The 18,628-nt window shown below is 54.7% G+C and carries 15 protein-coding genes; 2 read left to right on the top strand and 13 right to left on the bottom strand.

Annotation, left to right across the window (positions count from 1 at the left end; all coding sequences use genetic code 11):
* Position 1: 1 nt before the first annotated feature.
* Entirely contained in the window at positions 2 to 1,375 is a 1,374-nt protein-coding gene (locus ACJAXR_RS05200) for a DUF1329 domain-containing protein (protein ID WP_415057192.1), read from the top strand.
* Positions 1,376 to 1,451: 76 nt separating this feature from the next.
* On the opposite strand, the gene ACJAXR_RS05205 is transcribed toward ACJAXR_RS05200, so the two are convergent.
* The 3 genes from ACJAXR_RS05205 to ACJAXR_RS05215 all read right to left on the bottom strand — a co-directional run bounded on the left by ACJAXR_RS05205 (position 1,452) and on the right by ACJAXR_RS05215 (position 7,353).
* Positions 1,452 to 4,181 (bottom strand): LuxR C-terminal-related transcriptional regulator, encoded by a 2,730-nt coding sequence (locus tag ACJAXR_RS05205; protein ID WP_415057193.1) that lies wholly within the window; start codon positions 4,179 to 4,181, stop codon positions 1,452 to 1,454.
* A 191-nt stretch (positions 4,182 to 4,372) separates the two neighbouring features.
* Positions 4,373 to 6,481, bottom strand: a complete 2,109-nt coding sequence (locus ACJAXR_RS05210) for a PQQ-dependent dehydrogenase, methanol/ethanol family (protein WP_415057194.1) — start codon at positions 6,479 to 6,481, stop codon at positions 4,373 to 4,375.
* Positions 6,482 to 6,522: 41 nt separating this feature from the next.
* Positions 6,523 to 7,353 carry an alpha/beta fold hydrolase gene (locus ACJAXR_RS05215; RefSeq protein WP_415057195.1) on the bottom strand — a complete coding sequence of 277 codons (831 nt, stop codon included), beginning with the start codon at positions 7,351 to 7,353 and terminating at the stop codon, positions 6,523 to 6,525.
* Between the two features lie 160 nt (positions 7,354 to 7,513).
* Here ACJAXR_RS05215 and ACJAXR_RS05220 point away from each other — a divergent pair, with 160 nt between their 5' ends.
* Entirely contained in the window at positions 7,514 to 8,869 is a 1,356-nt protein-coding gene (locus ACJAXR_RS05220) for a sigma 54-interacting transcriptional regulator (protein WP_415057196.1), read from the top strand.
* Between the two features lie 12 nt (positions 8,870 to 8,881).
* Here the strand turns inward: ACJAXR_RS05220 and ACJAXR_RS05225 are convergent, their stop codons facing one another.
* The 10 genes from ACJAXR_RS05225 to ACJAXR_RS05270 all read right to left on the bottom strand — a co-directional run bounded on the left by ACJAXR_RS05225 (position 8,882) and on the right by ACJAXR_RS05270 (position 18,614).
* Positions 8,882 to 10,144 (bottom strand): hypothetical protein, encoded by a 1,263-nt coding sequence (locus ACJAXR_RS05225; protein WP_415057197.1) that lies wholly within the window; start codon positions 10,142 to 10,144, stop codon positions 8,882 to 8,884.
* 33 nt (positions 10,145 to 10,177) lie between these two features.
* Entirely contained in the window at positions 10,178 to 10,906 is a 729-nt protein-coding gene (locus ACJAXR_RS05230; protein ID WP_415057198.1) for a hypothetical protein, read from the bottom strand.
* 38 nt (positions 10,907 to 10,944) lie between these two features.
* On the bottom strand, positions 10,945 to 11,643 hold the full coding sequence (locus tag ACJAXR_RS05235; protein ID WP_415057199.1) for a C39 family peptidase: 699 nt from the start codon (positions 11,641 to 11,643) through the stop codon (positions 10,945 to 10,947).
* A 66-nt stretch (positions 11,644 to 11,709) separates the two neighbouring features.
* Positions 11,710 to 12,696 (bottom strand): hypothetical protein, encoded by a 987-nt coding sequence (locus ACJAXR_RS05240; RefSeq protein ID WP_415057200.1) that lies wholly within the window; start codon positions 12,694 to 12,696, stop codon positions 11,710 to 11,712.
* Positions 12,697 to 12,740: 44 nt separating this feature from the next.
* A complete protein-coding gene (locus ACJAXR_RS05245; RefSeq protein WP_415057201.1) occupies positions 12,741 to 13,322 on the bottom strand; it encodes an adhesin in 582 nt (193 codons plus the stop codon).
* Between the two features lie 4 nt (positions 13,323 to 13,326).
* The gene (locus tag ACJAXR_RS05250) at positions 13,327 to 13,803 is read right to left on the bottom strand and encodes a hypothetical protein (RefSeq protein WP_415057202.1); all 477 of its coding nucleotides are present in this window, start codon (positions 13,801 to 13,803) and stop codon (positions 13,327 to 13,329) included.
* A 421-nt stretch (positions 13,804 to 14,224) separates the two neighbouring features.
* On the bottom strand, positions 14,225 to 14,926 hold the full coding sequence (locus ACJAXR_RS05255; RefSeq protein WP_415057203.1) for an NrdJb: 702 nt from the start codon (positions 14,924 to 14,926) through the stop codon (positions 14,225 to 14,227).
* 82 nt (positions 14,927 to 15,008) lie between these two features.
* Positions 15,009 to 17,162, bottom strand: a complete 2,154-nt coding sequence (locus ACJAXR_RS05260) for an adenosylcobalamin-dependent ribonucleoside-diphosphate reductase (protein WP_415057204.1) — start codon at positions 17,160 to 17,162, stop codon at positions 15,009 to 15,011.
* A gap of 249 nt (positions 17,163 to 17,411) precedes the next feature.
* Positions 17,412 to 17,963 (bottom strand): DUF1285 domain-containing protein, encoded by a 552-nt coding sequence (locus tag ACJAXR_RS05265; protein ID WP_415057474.1) that lies wholly within the window; start codon positions 17,961 to 17,963, stop codon positions 17,412 to 17,414.
* Positions 17,964 to 18,008: 45 nt separating this feature from the next.
* Complete coding sequence (locus ACJAXR_RS05270) at positions 18,009 to 18,614, bottom strand: DUF4823 domain-containing protein (RefSeq protein ID WP_415057205.1); 606 nt, start codon at positions 18,612 to 18,614, stop codon at positions 18,009 to 18,011.
* Between the last annotated feature and the right edge of the window lie 14 nt (positions 18,615 to 18,628).

An 18,628-nucleotide genomic window follows, 5' to 3' on the forward strand; every position in this document is an offset into this window, starting at 1 on the left:
TATGAGATCAATCAAGAACCTGGGTCGCCAAACCTTTGCTGTACTGGCTCTGAGCAGCCTGGCACTGGCGGTATCGGCGGCTGTTTCCCCTGAGGAGGCAGCAACCCTGCAAACCACGCTGACACCCATGGGTGCCGAGCGTGCAGGTAACGCTGAAGGTACTATTCCGGAGTGGACCGGCGGATTGCCGACCGATGCTGCACCCGTAACTGAAAACGGCTTTTTCTCGGACCCCTATGCGAGTGACCAGGAACTATTCACCGTAACGGCCGATAACATGGAGCAGTACGCCGACCAGATCAGCCCAGGCCAGAAAGCGATGTTTACCCGCTATCCGGAAACCTACCGTATGCATGTATATCCATCACGACGCAGTAATACTGTGCCTGATGAGGTATTTGCTGCCGTCGCACGCAATGCTGTGAACACGGTTACCGTCGAAGGTGGTAATGGTCTACAGAATTTTGATACGGCATACCCCTTCCCGATCCCGAAAACTGGCGTAGAGGCCGTTTGGAATCACATTACCCGTTACCGCGGTGGCAGCTTCAGCCGCACCATTGCCCAAGCCACACCGCAGGCCAACGGCTCCAACACCATGGTCGTGTTCAAGGACGAGTTTACCTTCGCAACGGCGTTGACTGACTACGGCCCGGAAACCAGTGACAACTTGATGTTCTACTTTACCCAGCGCGTGCTATCGCCATCGCGTTTGGCCGGTGACGTACTGCTGGTTCACGAGTTCATCAACCAGGTCAAGGAACCTCGTCTGGCATGGATCTATAATGCTGGCCAACGCCGCGTACGCCGGGCACCTCAGGTAGCTTATGACGGCCCAGCATTTGGCTCCGACGGTACCCGCACCTCCGACAACTATGACTTCTATAACGGTTCACCAGACCGTTACAACTGGAAGCTCATTGGCAAGCGTGAGATGTTGATTCCGTACAACAACTACAAGATTGGCTCACCGGATATCAAGTACGACCAGATTATCCAACCGGGTCACATCAACCAGGATCTGGTGCGCTACGAGAAACACCGGGTGTGGGAAGTTGAAGCTACACTACGAGAAGGTCAGCGCCACGTGTATGCCAAGCGTCACTTCTTCATCAACGAAGATAACTGGCAGGTTGCATCCCTGGATCACTACGATGGCCGTGGCGGTTTGTGGCGTGTTGCCGAGGCAATCGCACTTCAGCGTTATGACGAGAAAATCCCCAGCTATGCTGTCGAGACCCTATATGACCTGCAGAACGGTCGCTACGTAGCTCTGGGTATGACAAACGAAGAACGTGAGAACTACGACACCAACTTCGAAGCGGCTTCGGCCGACTACACCCCTAACGCATTACGCGCCTCGGGTATTCGCTAACCTGCTTGCCCGCCGCCCTGCTCATGCAAGGCGGCGGTTTTTTCTCTGCTCCTCTTCTTTAGCTAACTTTTCAACTTCATCCAGCTTGCAACATGACTGCTGCCTGGGCGCGGCTGTCTACCTTGAGCTTGGCAAAAATGCTTTTCATGTGTGACTTGATTGTCTCTGGTGTGACATTAAGGTCGCGGGCGATCTGTTTGTTCGACTTCCCCTCCGCTACCAGATGCATCACCTGCCGCTCCTTAACGGTCAATTCGAGCAGCGCTGCGTTGCATACATCCACTGCGCACTCCTCAGCCAGATTATTCCTGAACAAAGCGCCTGCACCCACCCACCACTGATCAGATACCTTGCCAACCAGCAAACTGCACAGATCCTGTACGGGCAGATCCTGCAACACACTGACAGCGCCAGTCTCGCAGGTCAGAGCGAGCACCTCATTCAGCAACTTTTCGCCCCGGTCGCGATTGCCCTGTATGCAATGCACAACACCGAGGGCCAGAGCCAGCTCCGCATACATGACTTGCAGCTGTCTTGATTCAAGCTGCTGGAGCAGAGTTTCACTGGCATCAAGTAGCCCGGAACGTAACTCCAACCCGTTCATTGCCAGCCAGAGAGCACCAAGCTGCGCGTATACTCGGCGGTCTAGGCTGACATCATCGTCAGGCACCAGCGCATGCTCTGACAGATAATGGCTGCAGGCAATAGCTTCACGCGACTTTCCGTCGCGCAAACTCAACCAGATGCGTTCGAGCAAAACCTTAGCGCGCAGTCGTGTCCAGTTACGCTGCGCTGCCAGCACATCAAGCTGTTCCAAGGTGCGCCGGGCACGCGCCGCAAATCCCTGACGCCACTGCAAGCGCGCACTGGTGCAATAGGCGGCGGACATACAGTCTAGAAAGCCACCCATGGCAATGAAGTCCATACATTCGGCTAGATGGGATTCAGCCAGCTGGCGATCTCCGCGCAAATAGGCCAACTGCGCGAGCATTGCATGCGGCAAGGACACCAATGCAGGGTTTGGTCTGTTTCCACTGAGACTGAATGTTTTTTTAATACGCGCCAGCAAACTATGCAGACACTCCTCAGCCGGGGCTAGCCTGCCCTGAGCTGACTCTGCCAAAGCACGAATAGACTGCCTGTAGCAATCGTGAAACAGGAGATTAGATACCTGACGGCTGTCCTGCAAATTAGGCGGTAAGGTATAAAAGGCGTCCCACCGGCTGGCATGGTAGTGACTGCAGCTCATCAGGTTGAGCAACACATTGGTCACCCAGCTTCGATGGGGTATCGCTTCAAAACAAACGCTGGCCAGAATGCCTGACTGTTCATTGTGATCGGCCAAACCCAACAGCATGGCATGAAGCGCCTGCATTTCCCAATAAATAGGTGTCTTTTCCGAGGAGCCATCAATAGCCATTTCGGTTTGAATGTCGATGAGCAATGTTTGCGCGGCGTCAACCTCCAACGCTAACCCCATGGCCCAGGCGCGAGCCATCTTCAACTGAATCGGCGCATCAAATGCCTGCAAATTCCAGCGCTTCTCAAGCATAACCAGAGTTGTAAAATCGCCTTGCTCGAGCAGGTCCATGGCGCAGCGGTTGATCCAGTCGCGCACCTGCTCGGTGTGCCCGCTTTCAAGGCCCAGACGAATCGCATCCAGCCACTGTTCCTGTTCGGCGAACCAACACGCCGCCCGCAACAGCAGATCCCGGGCGGCCATATCATCTTGCTCTATACACTCTTTTCTCAGATAGCTGCGAAAAAGCGGATGCAAGTCGAACCAACTCTCCCGGGTATCCAGCGCACTGATAAACAACTGCCGCTGCTGCAGGAGTGTCAGCATCTGCCGAGCTCTTGCCGCACCAAAAAGCTCGATCAACAAGGCGCTGTTGAATTTATCCAGAAGACCGAGCTTGAACAGGTGCTCACGACTGGTGGCGTCCAACGATTGGATGACCTCATCAAACAGCATGCAAATGCTGCGGGTAGCCAAACGCGGACGGCCTTCGGGGCTGATCTGCGGGGCCAGTAAAAAAGCACGAAGGGGTGCAATCCAGCCGCCCGTACCTTGCTGAATTGCACTCAAATCAGTGGCCTGCTCCAGCTCCAGACCGGCTTTCTTCAGCAAATCCCGGGTTTCGTCCAGGGTGAAGCGAAGCTCGTTGGCACCCACCTCAAGCAGATCATCGGCATAGACATGTTCCAGAAGCGCATTGGGCAGCTCGCGACGACCGATAAATACTACATTGAGTAGATCGGGCGCGCGCTGCAGAAAAAACCGTAATGCGCCAACGAGTACTGTGTCGCTGATCCGGTGGAAGTCATCTATAAACAACACAACCGGGCGACCGTAACGACTCAATTCGTTAATCAGCAGACTGGCGAGCGTCTCCATGCTGAAGAAGGTGAGCTCACCGCGCAAACTGAGGCAGGCCCGACCCACTTCGGGGGCAACGTGACTAAGGGCTGCAGCCAGATAGAACAACACACGCTGGATTGACTCGTCTTCCTCGTCGAGCGACAACCAGGCTACAGTATGACCCCGTGACCCCAGTCGGTCAGCCCATATGGTGGCCAGTGTTGTTTTGCCAAATCCCGGCGGCCCTTTCAGGAGCGACAGGCGCCGTTCAGCTACCTGGTCGGCCATGCCTTCTAGCCTGGATCTGGGCAGAATGCCCCGGCCCAGGCGTGGCGGGTTGAGTTTAGTGGAAAGCAGAAGTGGAACATCATTACCCGGCTGCGCAGTATCTCCAGCCATTTCACTGGCTGCGATAGGGATAATGGCACCGCCTTTCATATTCATAAGGTCAGTCATCCTGATTCGCCCGGGCCGGGTGTCACCGGCCTCTTGTTATTCGCTGAAGAGCCGCTCGTGGACGAGCTGTTGGCCTGAACAGAGAATAACAGCGATCAGGCTCGAAGAAAGCATCAAAGCTTTAATCGAGCCTATCATAAGGATGACTGATATTAGAGTAATTACTCTTCCACTGTAGTTCAGTCTGTCGCAGGCTCCTTATTGGCCTGCATTGCCTGCATGTAGGTCTCATACTCGCGCTGCAATACATACAGACGTACCTGTTCCACCTCTTCAAGGCTCAGACTAGCGGCAAAATTGGGCATTCCCAAGGGCTCAAGCATGCCTTCCAGAAGAATCGCCGGGTAAGCCTCGCGAATTGCGTCACTGGAATGACGCAGATCGGGCAACACGCCACCCCCGATAACGCCAGCTCCATGGCAGACGACACAGTACTGGGAATATATCGTTAAGCCGGCATCTATATCAGCCTTTGAAGCGACGACAGGTTCCGGTACCCGCTCAGACATCGGCGGCTCGGCCAGCACTGGCAAGACCGCCTGACCGCCCACTTTGAATACCAGCATGCGACTGACGTTGCGCACACCCGTTGCCACGGCGGCATCACCACCAAATAAAGCGGCCGCTCCACCCCAACCTGCCATCAGGGCAACATACTGATCTTCTCCATGTTTGAATGTCATGGGCGCGGCAATGATTCCAGTCTGAGCATCAAAGTTCCAGAGTTTCTCACCCTTGTCTGCGGTGTAGGCGACCAACTGGCCAGCTGCAGTGCCTTGAAACACCAGGTTGCCCGCAGTGGTCAAGGTGCCGCCATTCCAATGGTTGGGATGCTCAACGCGCCATGCGGCTTCCTGCTTCACCGGATCCCAGGCGAGTAGCGCCCCGGAAGTGAAGTCACGGGGTAATTCTGTGATTTCAGACGAGCCCGCACCGGTATTGAACGCCTCACGCTTAACGAAACCCTTGCCTTCGTTGCTATAAGAGCCTGGTATTTCCTGATAAGGAATGTAAACCAGACCCGTTTGCGGATTGAACGACATCGGGTGCCAGTTGTGTGCGCCGAACGGGCTTGGCCACATCACAATAGGCTCTTTCTCGTAGCGGGCGCCAGCCACTTCTACTGGTCGGCCCGTTGCGATATCAATGCGTTCAGCCCAGGTAACCTTGCCAATCTTTTCTGCTGACAGAAGCTCACCTGTGGCGCGATCAAGCACATAGAAGAATCCGTTCTTGGGTGCCTGCATCAATACCTGACGCTGTTTGCCATCGATTTCCAGGTTGGCCAGCGTCATCTGTTGAGTAGCCGTGAAGTCCCAGGTATCGCCCGGGTTGACCTGATAGTGCCAGACCAGCTTGCCGGTTTCCGGCTTCAAGGCCAAAATCGACGACAAAAACAGATTGTCGCCGCCACCCGGACTGCGAATTTCGCGGTTCCAGGGTGAGCCGTTACCCGTTCCGACATAGAGCAGATCTAAGTCGGGATCGTAGACCATGCTATCCCAGGCGGTACCACCACCACCCAGCGACCAATCGGTATCTTTACTCCAGGTCTTGGCGGCGTCTACCAGTTCCGGATGCTCTACTGGCTTGGACGGGTCTGCCGGTACAGTGTAGAAACGCCATTTCATTTCACCCGTTTCGGCATCATAAGCAGAGAAGTAACCGCGCACCCCAAATTCAGCACCGCCGTTGCCAATCATGATCATACCTTTGACCACCCGCGGCGCCGCTGTGATGGTATAAGGCTGGGTATTATCAGTAGTCTGCTGGCTCCAGACTTCGTTACCCGTCTTGGCATCCAATGCAATCAGGCGGCCATCAAGGGTGCCCACGTACACTTTGCCTTTCCACATAGCCACACCGCGGTTGACCGCGTCACAACAGGCGTGGCGACCCTTGGCCTTGTTTACGCCGGGATCGAAGCTCCAGAGAATATTCCCCGTAACGGCATCAACAGCCATCACCCGGCTCCAGGATAGGGAAGTATAAAGCACGCCATCGCTGTACAGCGGCGTCGCTTCCAGCCCCCGATTGTTGTCCAGATCGATTGACCATGCCAGGCCCAACTTACCAACAGTCTTCTCGTTCAGATCAGTCAGTGGGCTGAAGCGTTGCCCCGCTAGCGTGCGGTCATAACTCAACCACTCTCCGCTGGCCATTTCCGGCGTATGGGCAACCGGGTTGATGATGTCCTGCGCATGGGTGCTGGTCCAGGCCAGCATCCCTAACGTGATCGCAGTGGCGACACCGGTAAAGGAGGAATTTAAATTTATTATTCTTTTCATTTTGTTCTCTCAATAGGTGAAGACAGTTTTCTCGGCGCCTCTCAAACGCCGGCAAAATCGCGGATCAACCGTGCTACCAATGGGGGTGCTTCGAGTGCAACGGAATGCCCGACGCCGGGCACAACATGCATATCACCATGACCGCTGGCATCGACAATTTGTTGCGACAGCTCAACGGTGTAAGCGTGATCCTGCTCACCCGCCAACACCAGTAGAGGCACTTCGAGCAGAGCGATTTCTGCTAATACACTCTGACGATGAATAACCCCGCGGGCGGCAATCCCGATATTACGATCGAGCTGCAGCATGCTGGCGCGCCAATGTGCAAGCATGGGTTCGCTGGCTGGATCATCCAGAGTCTTATCGCCAAACATGATGTGCATCAGGGTATCGATGTGACTTGCCGGGCCGCTGCGCACTAGGTCCTCGACCAGCGGTTCAAAGGCAGCCAGCTGATGTTCAAGATCACCACTGCTGCCCATCGGTATACAACCCGTTACCAGATGGGGATATCTCGCTGCCAGCCGCAGCACGACAAAGCCACCCATCGAGTTTCCAGCCACATAGCATTTGCCAAAATCCAGCGCCTCGATCAGGGCAGCGGCGTCCCGGGTAAGGCTATCCATATCCAGATCACCTTCCCTGCCGCTGTCGCCTTGGCCGCGATGATCGTAGGCAACCACATCAAAGCTGTCCTCCAGCAGGTTGATCAAAGGATCAAACATACTGTTATCAAAGAATAGCGAATGGCTTAACAGCAGGCGCGGACCACCTAACTTGCCCCTGCGCTGATAGTGAATATCTGTACCGTTGACATGAATACTGGGCATATCGACTCCGAACACTGCTACCGCAAATGTACGATGGCTCATTTAATCCTAGGCAGACTCGGGCGATACTTTCACCCCCCTGTTGGGGGAGAAGAGTGTGCATTCTTGCAAACAAAACATCAGATTGTTTAAATTTTTGTACTAGTCTAGAGGAACTGGCTCCACTGCTACATGTCACATGGTCGTAACCTAGGGAGACCGTATGTCAACCAAAGTAGAACAAGAAAAGACACGCCCCCTGTTAGTCGTGGACTCCTGCCAAAAATGTGAAGACCTGCTTCCGGCCCTGAAAGCCTGTGGTTGGCGCATCCAAGCCAGCAGTATCGACAACGCAACTCACGGTCAGGCCGACGTTGGGCTGGTACGGCTGAGCAGTCACGATCCGCTTTATCTCCAACAGTTGAAGCAACTGATAGTACACAGCAAAATGGAGTGGATTGCGGTAGTGGTCCCCGAGATGCTTCTCAAACCCGAGATTGCCAATTTCATCAGTGAATGGTTCTTTGACTTTCACACCCTGCCATTCGACAGAAATAGGGTTGAGATAGCATTGGGCAGGGCCTTTGGAATGGCTCGCCTACGCAACCAGACCCATTACACCGACCATACGGTTGACCTGGATTTTCTCGGTAGTAGTCCTCAAGCAGTCAATTTACGCCAGCTGATCGATAAAATGGCTCCGACCGAACCACCGGTTCTTATCCGCGGCGAGAGCGGTACGGGTAAAGAACTGGTAGCCCGGGCTCTGCATAAAAAATCCCCCCGCGCAAAAGCCCCGTTCGTCGCGATCAATTGTGGCGCTATACCCGTACACCTCATTCAGTCAGAGCTCTTCGGTCATGAAAAGGGGGCATTCACAGGTGCCCATCAGCGCAAGATCGGTCGTATCGAGTCAGCACAGGGCGGCACATTGTTTCTCGATGAGATAGGAGACTTGCCCCTTGAGCTGCAGGCCAATCTGCTCAGATTTCTTCAGGAACGAAAAATTGATCGCGTCGGAGGGAGTGAGCCTGTCCCGGTGGATGTGCGCATCCTGGCTGCCACCCATGTGGATCTTGACGAGGCTATCTCGCGAGGCCAGTTTCGCGAAGACCTGTACTACCGGCTGAATGTGCTGGAGGTCCGCACGGCTCCATTACGCGAACGCAAAAGTGACATCATTACCCTGGCCAAACACTTTGCCAGGCTCTACGCCAGCGAAGCAGGACGCAAGCCACGGCGCTTCAGCGCAGAAGCCTTTGCAGTGATGAACCGCTATCGCTGGCCAGGCAATGTGCGGGAGCTGGCCAACCGAGTCCGGCGTGGAATGGTCATGGCAGAGGGCAGGCAGATCGAACCACAAAATCTGGGTCTCACCATGGCAGCAGAGACTGCCAACACGTCGCTTACCCTGCGTGAACAGATAATGGCGATCGAAAAAATCGCACTTGAGCAAGCCCTTGCCGGACATCCGCACAACATGAAACAGGTTGCCGAAAGTCTGGACGTGTCACGACCCACCCTCTACAGACTGCTACACAAGCACCAGATGATAGGTGCCGATGCAGCCGTCGACTGAGCCTCTGATGGCTCAAAAGTAGTAAGGCATCTTCAGGCTGAAGCTGAAATCAGGAGCGTCAGGCGTCAAACCCATAGACATATTGGGCACGAATGTGAGCTTGTCAGTGGCTGCAAAGGTCATACCCAGATTGAAATAGGCGGCATTGGCATCGCTGCCATTAACCGTTTGCCAGCTTCCTCCATCGGGCTTGATGCGACTGCTGCGACTGATCAGCTCAGAAAAGGACATCGACAAACTCATGCGCTCATTGAGCGCAAATGCCACCCCTACCCCAAACTGTATATAATCTCCAAGCTTGACATCTCCAGGCAGCTTGACTCCCCGTTGAGGGCTGATATCAGAGAAACTCTCTTCAAAGTAATGGGTGTAGGAAAGATTACCGAAAAGCACTGCCGGGTCGACTGTCTTGACCAGGGATATACCTGGCGAAATGGACCAGACGCCGTTGCCGGTCGGTAGATCCTCAGGAACCGTCAAATTGTTATTCCCGGGCACCTGATTAAGCTTGATACCATAGGGATGCTTACCCGTCGGTACCTTCATCCGCAGACTCAATACCGCATCCGGTCGACCCGGGGCTTCATCCAGAAACTTGTATGAAACGCCCAGACTGATATCCCCCAGCCGTGGATCACCCGTGACCGTTTCTTCGCTGAAAGCCGAGGTTGCACCCCCCGCCCCTGCAGACTGATAAGTGGTTTCGCGATAGATAAAGGGGAGATTGGCATCAAACTGCCAACGTTGGCGCCAGTTGTAGCGGCCCGTCAGATCGAAGGTCAAGGTATCAGCGTTGATCTCGTCAATACCGAGATTGCCAAGGAAAATGGCATCCAGAGCCAGAAAACCATTGAGGAACAGTTGTCGCGTGTCGTAATGCGTGTAGGTCAGGCCGGGCTCCAGACTAAAGGTCCCTCCACCAAAGAAGCCCGTTGCTTCCTGGTACAATGCCTCAACGCTGGGAGCCGACTCCGAGTTGCTTTGCAAGTCTCGACCGTAGCCCGCATTCGAGCCGGCTGTCGAGGCCTGTGCCCGAGCTGGATTCTGTTGAGAGGGCGCAACGCCCGGCGCACGTCTCGACGCAGTGGCTGGCGCACTCCGCCCCTCGAGCTCACGTAAACGTTGTTCGAGAACCATCAACGCATTTTGCTGCGCCTCATAACGTTGCTGTAATGTTTCCAGCTCCGACCGGAGGTCTGTGGTGTCGCTCTGGGCCATGGCTGGCGACACCGTCACCGCTAATAGCAATAAGGCAAAACTGCTTTTATTTTGCATGCTGACTTTCCTTGTGACGATAAACCGATTAACTCAGTATCCGGTAGGGCGCAAAGCATGCATCTGCTCCCAGGTACAGTTGGCCAGATCCAATCCCATTGGCCGATCGCGTAATGCAACGGTCAAGGCAGCTATGTTGCGCACCGTATTCAGGCTGCCATTGATGCTGGTTTGTTGTGATATGCCGGTGCTGCCTATCTGCTGAAGTGCAGCTCCCTGCCCTGCTGCCTGCAGTGCAATCTGCAACCCGCCTGCCTGGCTGCTCACCGTAACGTCGCCTGCAGCATTGGAAAACGCTCCTGTACCGCTCCACGACACGCCTGCGGCTGCCGGCAATGCACTGTCACCGTTTGTGACGACAATGCTAAGGTCATTTAAACCGTCGTTATAATCACCTGCACTGCGCACACTCTGGACAATGCCATCGACATTACTCAGTCCCGCCCCACCGAGTACCTGCCCGGTACCCGCGGCGATTGAGGTGCCGTTACCCGGCTGGTCAGTAAAACTGACATGCAAGCTGGGCTCGGCCACGCCGTCTACCCTCAATGAAACCAGGGCACCCACCGTCTGGCCCGCGCTGTTCTGCCAGATCGTGTTCATCGTCACACCAAAGTGGATAACCCGGTCGGGCAGCACGTAACGGCCGCGTAACTGCGCCAACTCTTTGTCACTGAGTTCCACAGGCTGAAAAAGATTGCCGGCACTTACCGGCATACTGAGACTGATCAGACCCGCAATCAGCCAGGTTCTAGTTTTCATATTTGACTCCTGGAGCACTAGGCTCCGAAAATCCTATGCTAGAAAAAATCGCTTTGAATGAATCCAAACTCCATCAATTCCGCGTCCTGGACCAGTTGAAAACGATCCAGCCGATGCTTTGCAGTCAGCGGCTCTGGTGGCGTCAAAAGCGCGTTGTTTCGATCGTAACCTGGGCCAATGACGGCAAAGACAATACCGTTCCAACCCGTGGCAAATTCGTCCATGGAGACTCGCTTGTGACCCAGTACAGGGTCGCCGATATAGACCCAGCCATCAACGCTATGCTGGATCACAACAAAATGCTTGTAGCCACGGATATCAACCAGGACGATCGCCGGCACTTTTACCTGCTCCAGTTGCTCCACCGGTATCCGGTACCCGCGGGCGCGCAGACCGATGGTCTGGGCGTAGCGTTTCATATCGAGCATCGAGAAACCCTGCACCCGTACTTGCTCCAGATCGGCTTCCGCCAGCATCCCGTGAATAACGTCAGCCTCGGAGAGGTCCCAGCCATAAGCCTCATTAAGAATGGTAGCCATCGCCGCCGCCCCACAACTAAAATCGGTTTCCTGCTCTACCAGATTGATAAAACGACGCTCGCGTACGCTGGTTACTTCCTTGTAGGCCACGCCACCACCCGGCAGCACAGCAAAGGGTTTAGGTTGAGCGGCAACCTGAGATACCAACAGATTGCTGCATAACGCTATGGATACCAGGGACAAGAGAATAGGTTTCATATCAACCCTCGTAAGATAAAACAGGGCCCAGGTAAACCTGGACCCTGTCTCGGTCCGCAACAGCGATTACTCGCCGCCGACAACGGGACCGGAGGCTACACAGGCATTACAACCGGCTGCGATTGCCAGCGAATTGCTCTGCTGGTTACCGCCACCTGCAGCAATGTTGACGCCAACATTACCCGACACGCCACCGAGTGAATTGCTCAGTGAAGCGTTGTTGGCCACCGCCTGATTGAAGCCAACGACAACAGGCAAGAAGCCGCTGACGGTTCCATCAAGGTCAAGCGAACCTGCCTCGTTGAAAGCGAGCGCGCCGCCATCGCCGTTCAGGTCAGACCCGCCCTGGGTGGCCGTATCCAGATCGAAATGGCCATCAGGACTACCAGCTGGATGTGGAGCGTCAGTCCAGATATCGGGATAGACATTACCAATCTGGTCAGACTGTCCCGAATAGGAGCCGTCAGCACTAAGAGACAGCGTGACTTGCTGGCCGCCGTACTCAAGCGTCGCATAGTTATCAGTCTCGTTACCCTTTGATACCTGGCTAACGGTGACGCTGGCACCAGCGCTGACTGCTTCTTCAGACGAAGCCACAGCCATATCATTTTTCTGCTGGTTGTAGTCACCTGCAGCGATATTGATGCCTACGTTACCCGAAGCGCCGCCGGCAGAGTCGGAGAGACTGGCGTTATTCGGGGTGCTGTAGTTGGACAGGCTGTTTCCCTGAGACCGCTGCGTCACGTTGATGGTCGCATCAGCTGTGGCATGAACCGGCACACCGAATACAAAGAACGCATCGGCGGTTGAAATTGCAGCCGCGTTGGCCTGCTGGTTGTTATCCCCTGCCGCCACGTTGACACCCACATTACCCGAAGCGCCGCCCAGCGAGCCGGTCACTGCAGCATCGTTGTCGGTAGCCTCGTTCAGCACGTTATTATTACGGCTGATCTGAGTGTCGTCGATGGTTGCAGACGAAGCTGCAAAGGTACCAGCTGAAACACTGGCCAAAATGGCGAATGCGATGGGTGTCAATAATCTTTGAGTTTTCATGGTCAATCCTCGTTCGATTTTTGCGTTTAAACACATTTTTTGGATCAGTTTGTGATCCGGATACCGAGGTTGTTCACCGTACGATTGCCAACCCCGGCACTCTGGTTCAGCTGCACCACACCCTTACTGCCGGAAAACGCCTGGTCATCTATTGCGACCTGCCGATCTCCACTTTGCGGCACTACCACCCCCGAGTTCACGGACACCAGTGCGGCGCTCTGCGCCAGACCACTGTCGTCCAGGCCTTCCGGCATCGAGCTCATCTCGATCCGAAAAGCATTGATATGTTGATTACCAACACCCGCGCTCTGATTCACGCCCAGAACGCCGTTGCCGCTGCTAAAAGCGTTGCCCTGAATGTTTGCCAGGGCATCGATTTGTCCGGCGTTGGCAGGTAATACATCCCGCGTTTGCGAAACACTGGTACGTGCAGTCGGGACATTGCCCACCGCAATTGCCCGTACGTTGGATTGTTGCTGACCCGATCCGGCGGCCTGATTGATCATGATCACGCCGGTATAGCCGGCGCCGCTGGCGTCGATATCCGCCCTGGCCGACGCGTCGGCAAAGACGATGGCTGGCATCAAAAGCGCGGATAAAGTCAGGGCAATATGGGAATTTTTCATAGGTTCACCTTTGCAAAATCTGTAGTGGACGCAGACCCTGCTGAACGCTGCGATTGACTTGTCCACCGACGTTCCCCAAAGCGCCATTTCCGCTGTGTCCTACTGGGTTATGCCCGGCAACGCCGGCTTGTCGAGCGGCATCGGCTGAAGGCTGGAGCGCAAGCGGCATCTGATTACCCAGCAACTGCGAAGGTAACTGAGTACCGCTGTGGACGGCCGCAAATTCACTATCATTGAGCTCACCCACGGCTCGATTTTCGCGCAGGCCAATATTGATCGCGTTATTGGGCTGGGGATTAACCAGCTGGGGGTTAGGATCTGGTACCAGTGCTTGCCGAGTCGCTGCGCGTGGCTGCACATCGCGACTGATAATGATGTCGCCATTGGCAGCAGAAGCAGGCAGTGCAACCAGGACAATGGTCAGTAAAGAAAACGCGGCAATGAAATAGCCGGCTGTGGGTAGTGTTTTTGCCTGGTACATGCGACCTCTTACCTACGTCAAAACGCTCCGTGCTCATGATGGTGCACATGGGCGGGATTCAAGGTAGTTAGAGCAGGTTCCGTGCCATGGTTTTAAAAATCAAGCAATACAGTGGCTTGAGTACTGAAGGCGGATTCCGTGCAAACGATGTGTAATATTATTGAGACACCACATAATGCGAAAGATGCTGTAACACCCATACTAGAGGCTGTTCTCGCTATTTTTGATCTGTATCAGATGTGATACACCTGGTTTTTGGACCCCTAACAATGCCGATTCAGCGAGGAATATGTGTCAGTAATGAAACACTTCGATCGCACAGGATAGACAAAACGCCACTAGCGCCCACAAAAAAGCCCCTGAACAGGGGCTTTCTATTTTCCATTAACAAACACAGATTCGATTTAACTGCGGGGTAAACTCAACCACATTTGCTCTCGCCACAATTGAGGCAGGTCATGCAGCCATCCATCTGTACTGCGGCTTGGGTATGGCACTTGCCACACATTTGCGCGCCTGGCGGATAAGACTCAGTGCTGTCATCACAATCAGCCGCTGTCTGCTCCTGCGGTTTCAGGCTGACAAATTCAGCGCGTTTTTGCTCTAGATAAGCACGCTGGTGATCGTCCATCTCGTTAGTCATCATGCCGATACGCGTGAGATGTTGCTCAAGCACATCGCCAATTTCGGCAACCAACGATGGCATCCAACGACCACCGCGTTTCATGTAGCCGCCCTTGGGGTCGAATACGCTGCGCAGCTCTTCCACCAGAAAAGTGCAATCACCCCCTTTGCGAAACACCGCGGAGATAATCAGCGTCAGCGCAGAGATCCACTGGTAGTGCTCCATATTCTTGGAGTTGATGAATATCTCGAAGGGCCGCCGTATCTCGTGGTCGCTACCATGATTAAGAATGACGTCATTGATCGTCACGTAGATCGCATGCTCGGAGGTAGGCGTTTTGATCTTGTAGGTAGAACCTTCAAGGAACTCAGGGCGCTTGATTTTCTCATGCATCTCTTCCAGCTGTTCCTTAGGGACCACTACCTCGGCCAGTGTCACTGGCTCGTCGGCTTTGACTACGGAGTAGTCGACAATCTTGCTGCTGATCTTCAGTGCCATTTCTCGATCCTCACCCGGCCGAAGCCAGGCTCTGTACTGTTCGTATGCGGTCAGACCGTGTCAGACACGGCCATCCGGGGTATCAGAACTTGCCGTAGTAACCTTCTTTCAGCGCATCGTAGAGATTGGCCGCGCTGTGCATTTCCCCATCGTACTCAATCTCGTCGCCACCTTGGGCTTCGACGAAGCTGCCGTCTTCGAGCTTGAAGCGATAGGTGGTATTGGCCAGATCCTGCTCCTTGACCAGCACGCCCTGAAAGGCTTCGGGATTGAAGCGGAATGTGGTGCAGCCCTTCAGTCCCTTCTCGAACGCATAACGGTAGATATCCTTGAAATCTTCGTAGGGATAATCAGTCGGTACGTTAGCGGTCTTGGAGATAGATGAATCGACCCAAATCTGCGCGGCAGCCTGCACATCTACATGCTCGGTCGGCTTGACGTCGTCTGCCGCGATGAAGTAATCCGGCAGATTGCGGGAAACTGCGTCCATGTTCGGTAATGCCTCGGCATTGACGAAATGCCGATAGGCCAGAAGCTCAAAGCTGAACACATCAACCTTTTCCTTGGACTTCTTGTTGGCGCGGATCACGTTACGGAAGTAGTGATGAGCGAAACTTGGCTCGATGCCGTTGGACGCATTGTTCGCCAGGGAAAGCGAAATGGTGCCGGTGGGCGCAATAGAACTGTGATGCGTGAAGCGCGCACCTTTCTCGGCCAAGGCTTCAACTAGCGCGGCGTCTTCGCCCGCCACCTGCTGCATATAACGACTGTATTTTGCCCACAGGACCTTGCCCTTGATGCTGTCGCCTGCCTTGATGCCATCTGCGCGCATCTCAGGCCGCTTGACCAGCATTGCTTCGGTGACGCTGAAGTCTTCATCCATGATGGGCGCTGCGCCTTTCTCCTCGCTCAACTGCAGCGCGGTGCGCCATCCCTGGACAGCCATTTCTTTCGAAACCTGCTCGGTAAACGCCAGCGACTTCTGCTCGCCATAGCGCATGCACAGCATGGTCATGGTCGATCCCAGTCCCAGAAAGCCCATACCATGGCGGCGCTTGCGATAGATTTCTGCCCGCTGCTCAGGCAGCGGCAAGCCATTGATCTCGACCACGTTGTCGAGCATGCGAGTAAAGATGTCGACAACCTTGCGGTACTCTTCCCAGTCAAAGCGGGCTTTTTCGGTGAACGGATCGCGTACAAACAGGGTCAGGTTGATCGATCCCAGCAAGCAGGCACCGTGCGGCGGCAAAGGCTGCTCACCACAGGGGTTGGTAGCGCGGATCTCTTCACAGAACCAGTTATTGTTCATCTGGTTCACGCGATCAATCAGGATGAAGCCTGGCTCGGCAAAGTCATAGGTCGAGGTCATGATCATGTCCCAGATCCGACGCGCCTTGAGTACCTTGGAGACCCGGCATGCGACCCGGCCGTCTTCACGCGTCAGATAACGCTGGGTAGCCGGCAGTTCACGCCAGATCACCTGGTCATCGTTGGCTACATCCAGGCCATCAGCATCAATTTCGGACTGGGTTAAGGGGAATGACAGTTTCCAGTCGGCATCGGCGGTAACCGCCTGCATGAAGTCTTCGGTGATCAGCAGCGACAGGTTGAATTGACGCAACCGACCGCCCTCCCGCTTGGCGCGAATGAAATCCATGACATCCGGATGCCCGACATCGAATGTCGCCATCTGGGCACCACGACGGCCACCGGCAGAGGATACGGTGAAGCACATCTTGTCGTAGATATCCATGAACGACAGTGGGCCGGAGGTGTAGGCACCCGCACCGGAAACGTATGCACCCTTAGGGCGCAAGGTGGAAAATTCGTAACCGATACCGCAGCCCGCCTTGAGTGTCAGGCCCGCTTCATGGAGCTTGGACAAAATATCGTCCATGGAATCGCCAATCGTGGCAGATACAGTACAGTTGATAGTGGACGTCGCAGGCTTGTGCTCCAACGCTCCGGCATTGGAGGTAATGCGGCCAGCGGGGATCGCACCATGGCGTAAGGCCCAGAGAAACTCCGCGTACCAGTGTTCACGTACTGACGGCTCTTCTACATCGGCGATAGCCCGGGCAACGCGCTGGTAAGTCTCATCGACAGTATTGTCAATAGCGACCCCATCCTTGGTTTTCAACCGGTACTTGGTATCCCAGATATCTTCCGAAGCAGGTTGCATCGGGATGTCAGTGACCGTGTTGTGCAAGCGCTGCACCTTGGCTGTCTGGTTCATTATTATCTCCTGAAAAACTCGGCTACACCCCGCAAAACCAGGCTAGGAGAGCAAAGCGTCGCCTAGGGGGGTTCCGGGAAAGAAACACTACTTGTTGTGCATAGTAGGCAATGCTAGACCCAGATATGGTAAAGATCAATATCCGAAGTGTGACAAAAACCAGGTTTTTCTACTTGACTTGAGCGGAGCCAGAAAAGACGGGGCTGGGGAACGCCGACCTGAACGGTCGGCGTGGAATGTGCAGAAATATCAGGCGCGATTGCCGTCTATCGGAAAAAACACGCCATCGCTCCACACACCCAAGCATACGTTACCCAAGTATTCATCTTCGACAGCCAGTTCAACCATTTGATAAAACACATTGCGGCCAATCAGCGCTTCAAGATTGGCGCGCACAAGCACATATGGCGACGGCTCCTGAGTGGCTGGATCGAGTTCGACACGAATTGGATGCTCAGCCCCCACTGCTACGGTGTCTTCAAGATTAGTGGTAAATATCAGCTTCTGGCTCTCGCCCTCGCCTTCCACCTTGAGCTGGGTCGCCACGAAAGGTGCATCATCGACTTGGATGGCCCACCGTTCGACAGGCGTTACCAGATAATACCGCTCATCGGCATCACGCCTCAGAATACTGGCGAACAGTTGCACCAGTGCCTTGCGTTTGATCGGATCACCTTCGTGATACCAGGTTCCATCGCGGACAATCTGCATATCCATCTCGCCGCTGACCGGTGGGTCCCATTGGTCCACCGGCGCGGGCGCAGGACGTCGCGTAGAGGCGACGCCGGGAATGCTGTCCATCAATGACTGGTGTGGGGGTTGACGTCGAGTCATATTGTTACCTCTTTAACGGCCGAGCAATCGCCGGGTGTAATCTTCCAGCGGCGAACGCAAGAGGTCCGCAGGCTCGGATTGGTAAAATTGCAAAAAGCCACCGCGCGTCTCCACAACGGCGTAGTCGACCACGCGGCGGGTAGCTGTTTCCATCAGAATAAGATGCAGAACGGCTCGATCCACTCCGACATCCCCTACTCGACGCGAATCCTCCCAGTGCTCGCGATCTCCGATCTGATCCTCAGCACGTGCGAAGCGGGTATACAAAAGATAATCCATGCCATGGATATATGCCTGATCCAGCGCCTGCTCCAGGCCCATGGGACTATCCGCTCGGCGCAATAGAGGAAAGACCTGTACCGCCGCAGCAAAGGCTTCTTCGGCCACCACGTTGGGCCTGGTATAGGGATGACCTACCGGCACGAAGTGACCCTGAGCAATGAACAGACTGGAATCAGATTGCAGGCTCCAGTTGGCCTGGCGGGTAATGGTGTAGTGATCCATCAATCCGGCATCACCCAGATAGTAACGCGCACTCTGCTGCATATCAGAAGGCTTGACGCAGCCGGCCAGACCTACGAAGGCGCAGAATATTAAGACAAGTGCAGTCCAGCGCATTGCAAGATCCTCAG

This window comes from Halopseudomonas sp., assembly GCF_047631575.1.
Lineage (GTDB): Bacteria > Pseudomonadota > Gammaproteobacteria > Pseudomonadales > Pseudomonadaceae > Halopseudomonas.

Bases quoted from the DNA above. Each gene is read 5' to 3' on its own strand.
- ACJAXR_RS05200 (WP_415057192.1), top strand. From the start codon at position 2: ATGAGATCAATCAAGAACCTGGGTCGCCAAACCTTTGCTGTACTGGCT.
- ACJAXR_RS05205 (WP_415057193.1), bottom strand. From the start codon at position 4,181: ATGAATATGAAAGGCGGTGCCATTATCCCTATCGCAGCCAGTGAAATG.
- ACJAXR_RS05210 (WP_415057194.1), bottom strand. From the start codon at position 6,481: ATGAAAAGAATAATAAATTTAAATTCCTCCTTTACCGGTGTCGCCACT.
- ACJAXR_RS05215 (WP_415057195.1), bottom strand. From the start codon at position 7,353: ATGAGCCATCGTACATTTGCGGTAGCAGTGTTCGGAGTCGATATGCCC.
- ACJAXR_RS05220 (WP_415057196.1), top strand. From the start codon at position 7,514: ATGTCAACCAAAGTAGAACAAGAAAAGACACGCCCCCTGTTAGTCGTG.
- ACJAXR_RS05225 (WP_415057197.1), bottom strand. From the start codon at position 10,144: ATGCAAAATAAAAGCAGTTTTGCCTTATTGCTATTAGCGGTGACGGTG.
- ACJAXR_RS05230 (WP_415057198.1), bottom strand. From the start codon at position 10,906: ATGAAAACTAGAACCTGGCTGATTGCGGGTCTGATCAGTCTCAGTATG.
- ACJAXR_RS05235 (WP_415057199.1), bottom strand. From the start codon at position 11,643: ATGAAACCTATTCTCTTGTCCCTGGTATCCATAGCGTTATGCAGCAAT.
- ACJAXR_RS05240 (WP_415057200.1), bottom strand. From the start codon at position 12,696: ATGAAAACTCAAAGATTATTGACACCCATCGCATTCGCCATTTTGGCC.
- ACJAXR_RS05245 (WP_415057201.1), bottom strand. From the start codon at position 13,322: ATGAAAAATTCCCATATTGCCCTGACTTTATCCGCGCTTTTGATGCCA.
- ACJAXR_RS05250 (WP_415057202.1), bottom strand. From the start codon at position 13,803: ATGTACCAGGCAAAAACACTACCCACAGCCGGCTATTTCATTGCCGCG.
- ACJAXR_RS05255 (WP_415057203.1), bottom strand. From the start codon at position 14,926: ATGGCACTGAAGATCAGCAGCAAGATTGTCGACTACTCCGTAGTCAAA.
- ACJAXR_RS05260 (WP_415057204.1), bottom strand. From the start codon at position 17,162: ATGAACCAGACAGCCAAGGTGCAGCGCTTGCACAACACGGTCACTGAC.
- ACJAXR_RS05265 (WP_415057474.1), bottom strand. From the start codon at position 17,963: ATGGACAGCATTCCCGGCGTCGCCTCTACGCGACGTCCTGCGCCCGCG.
- ACJAXR_RS05270 (WP_415057205.1), bottom strand. From the start codon at position 18,614: ATGCGCTGGACTGCACTTGTCTTAATATTCTGCGCCTTCGTAGGTCTG.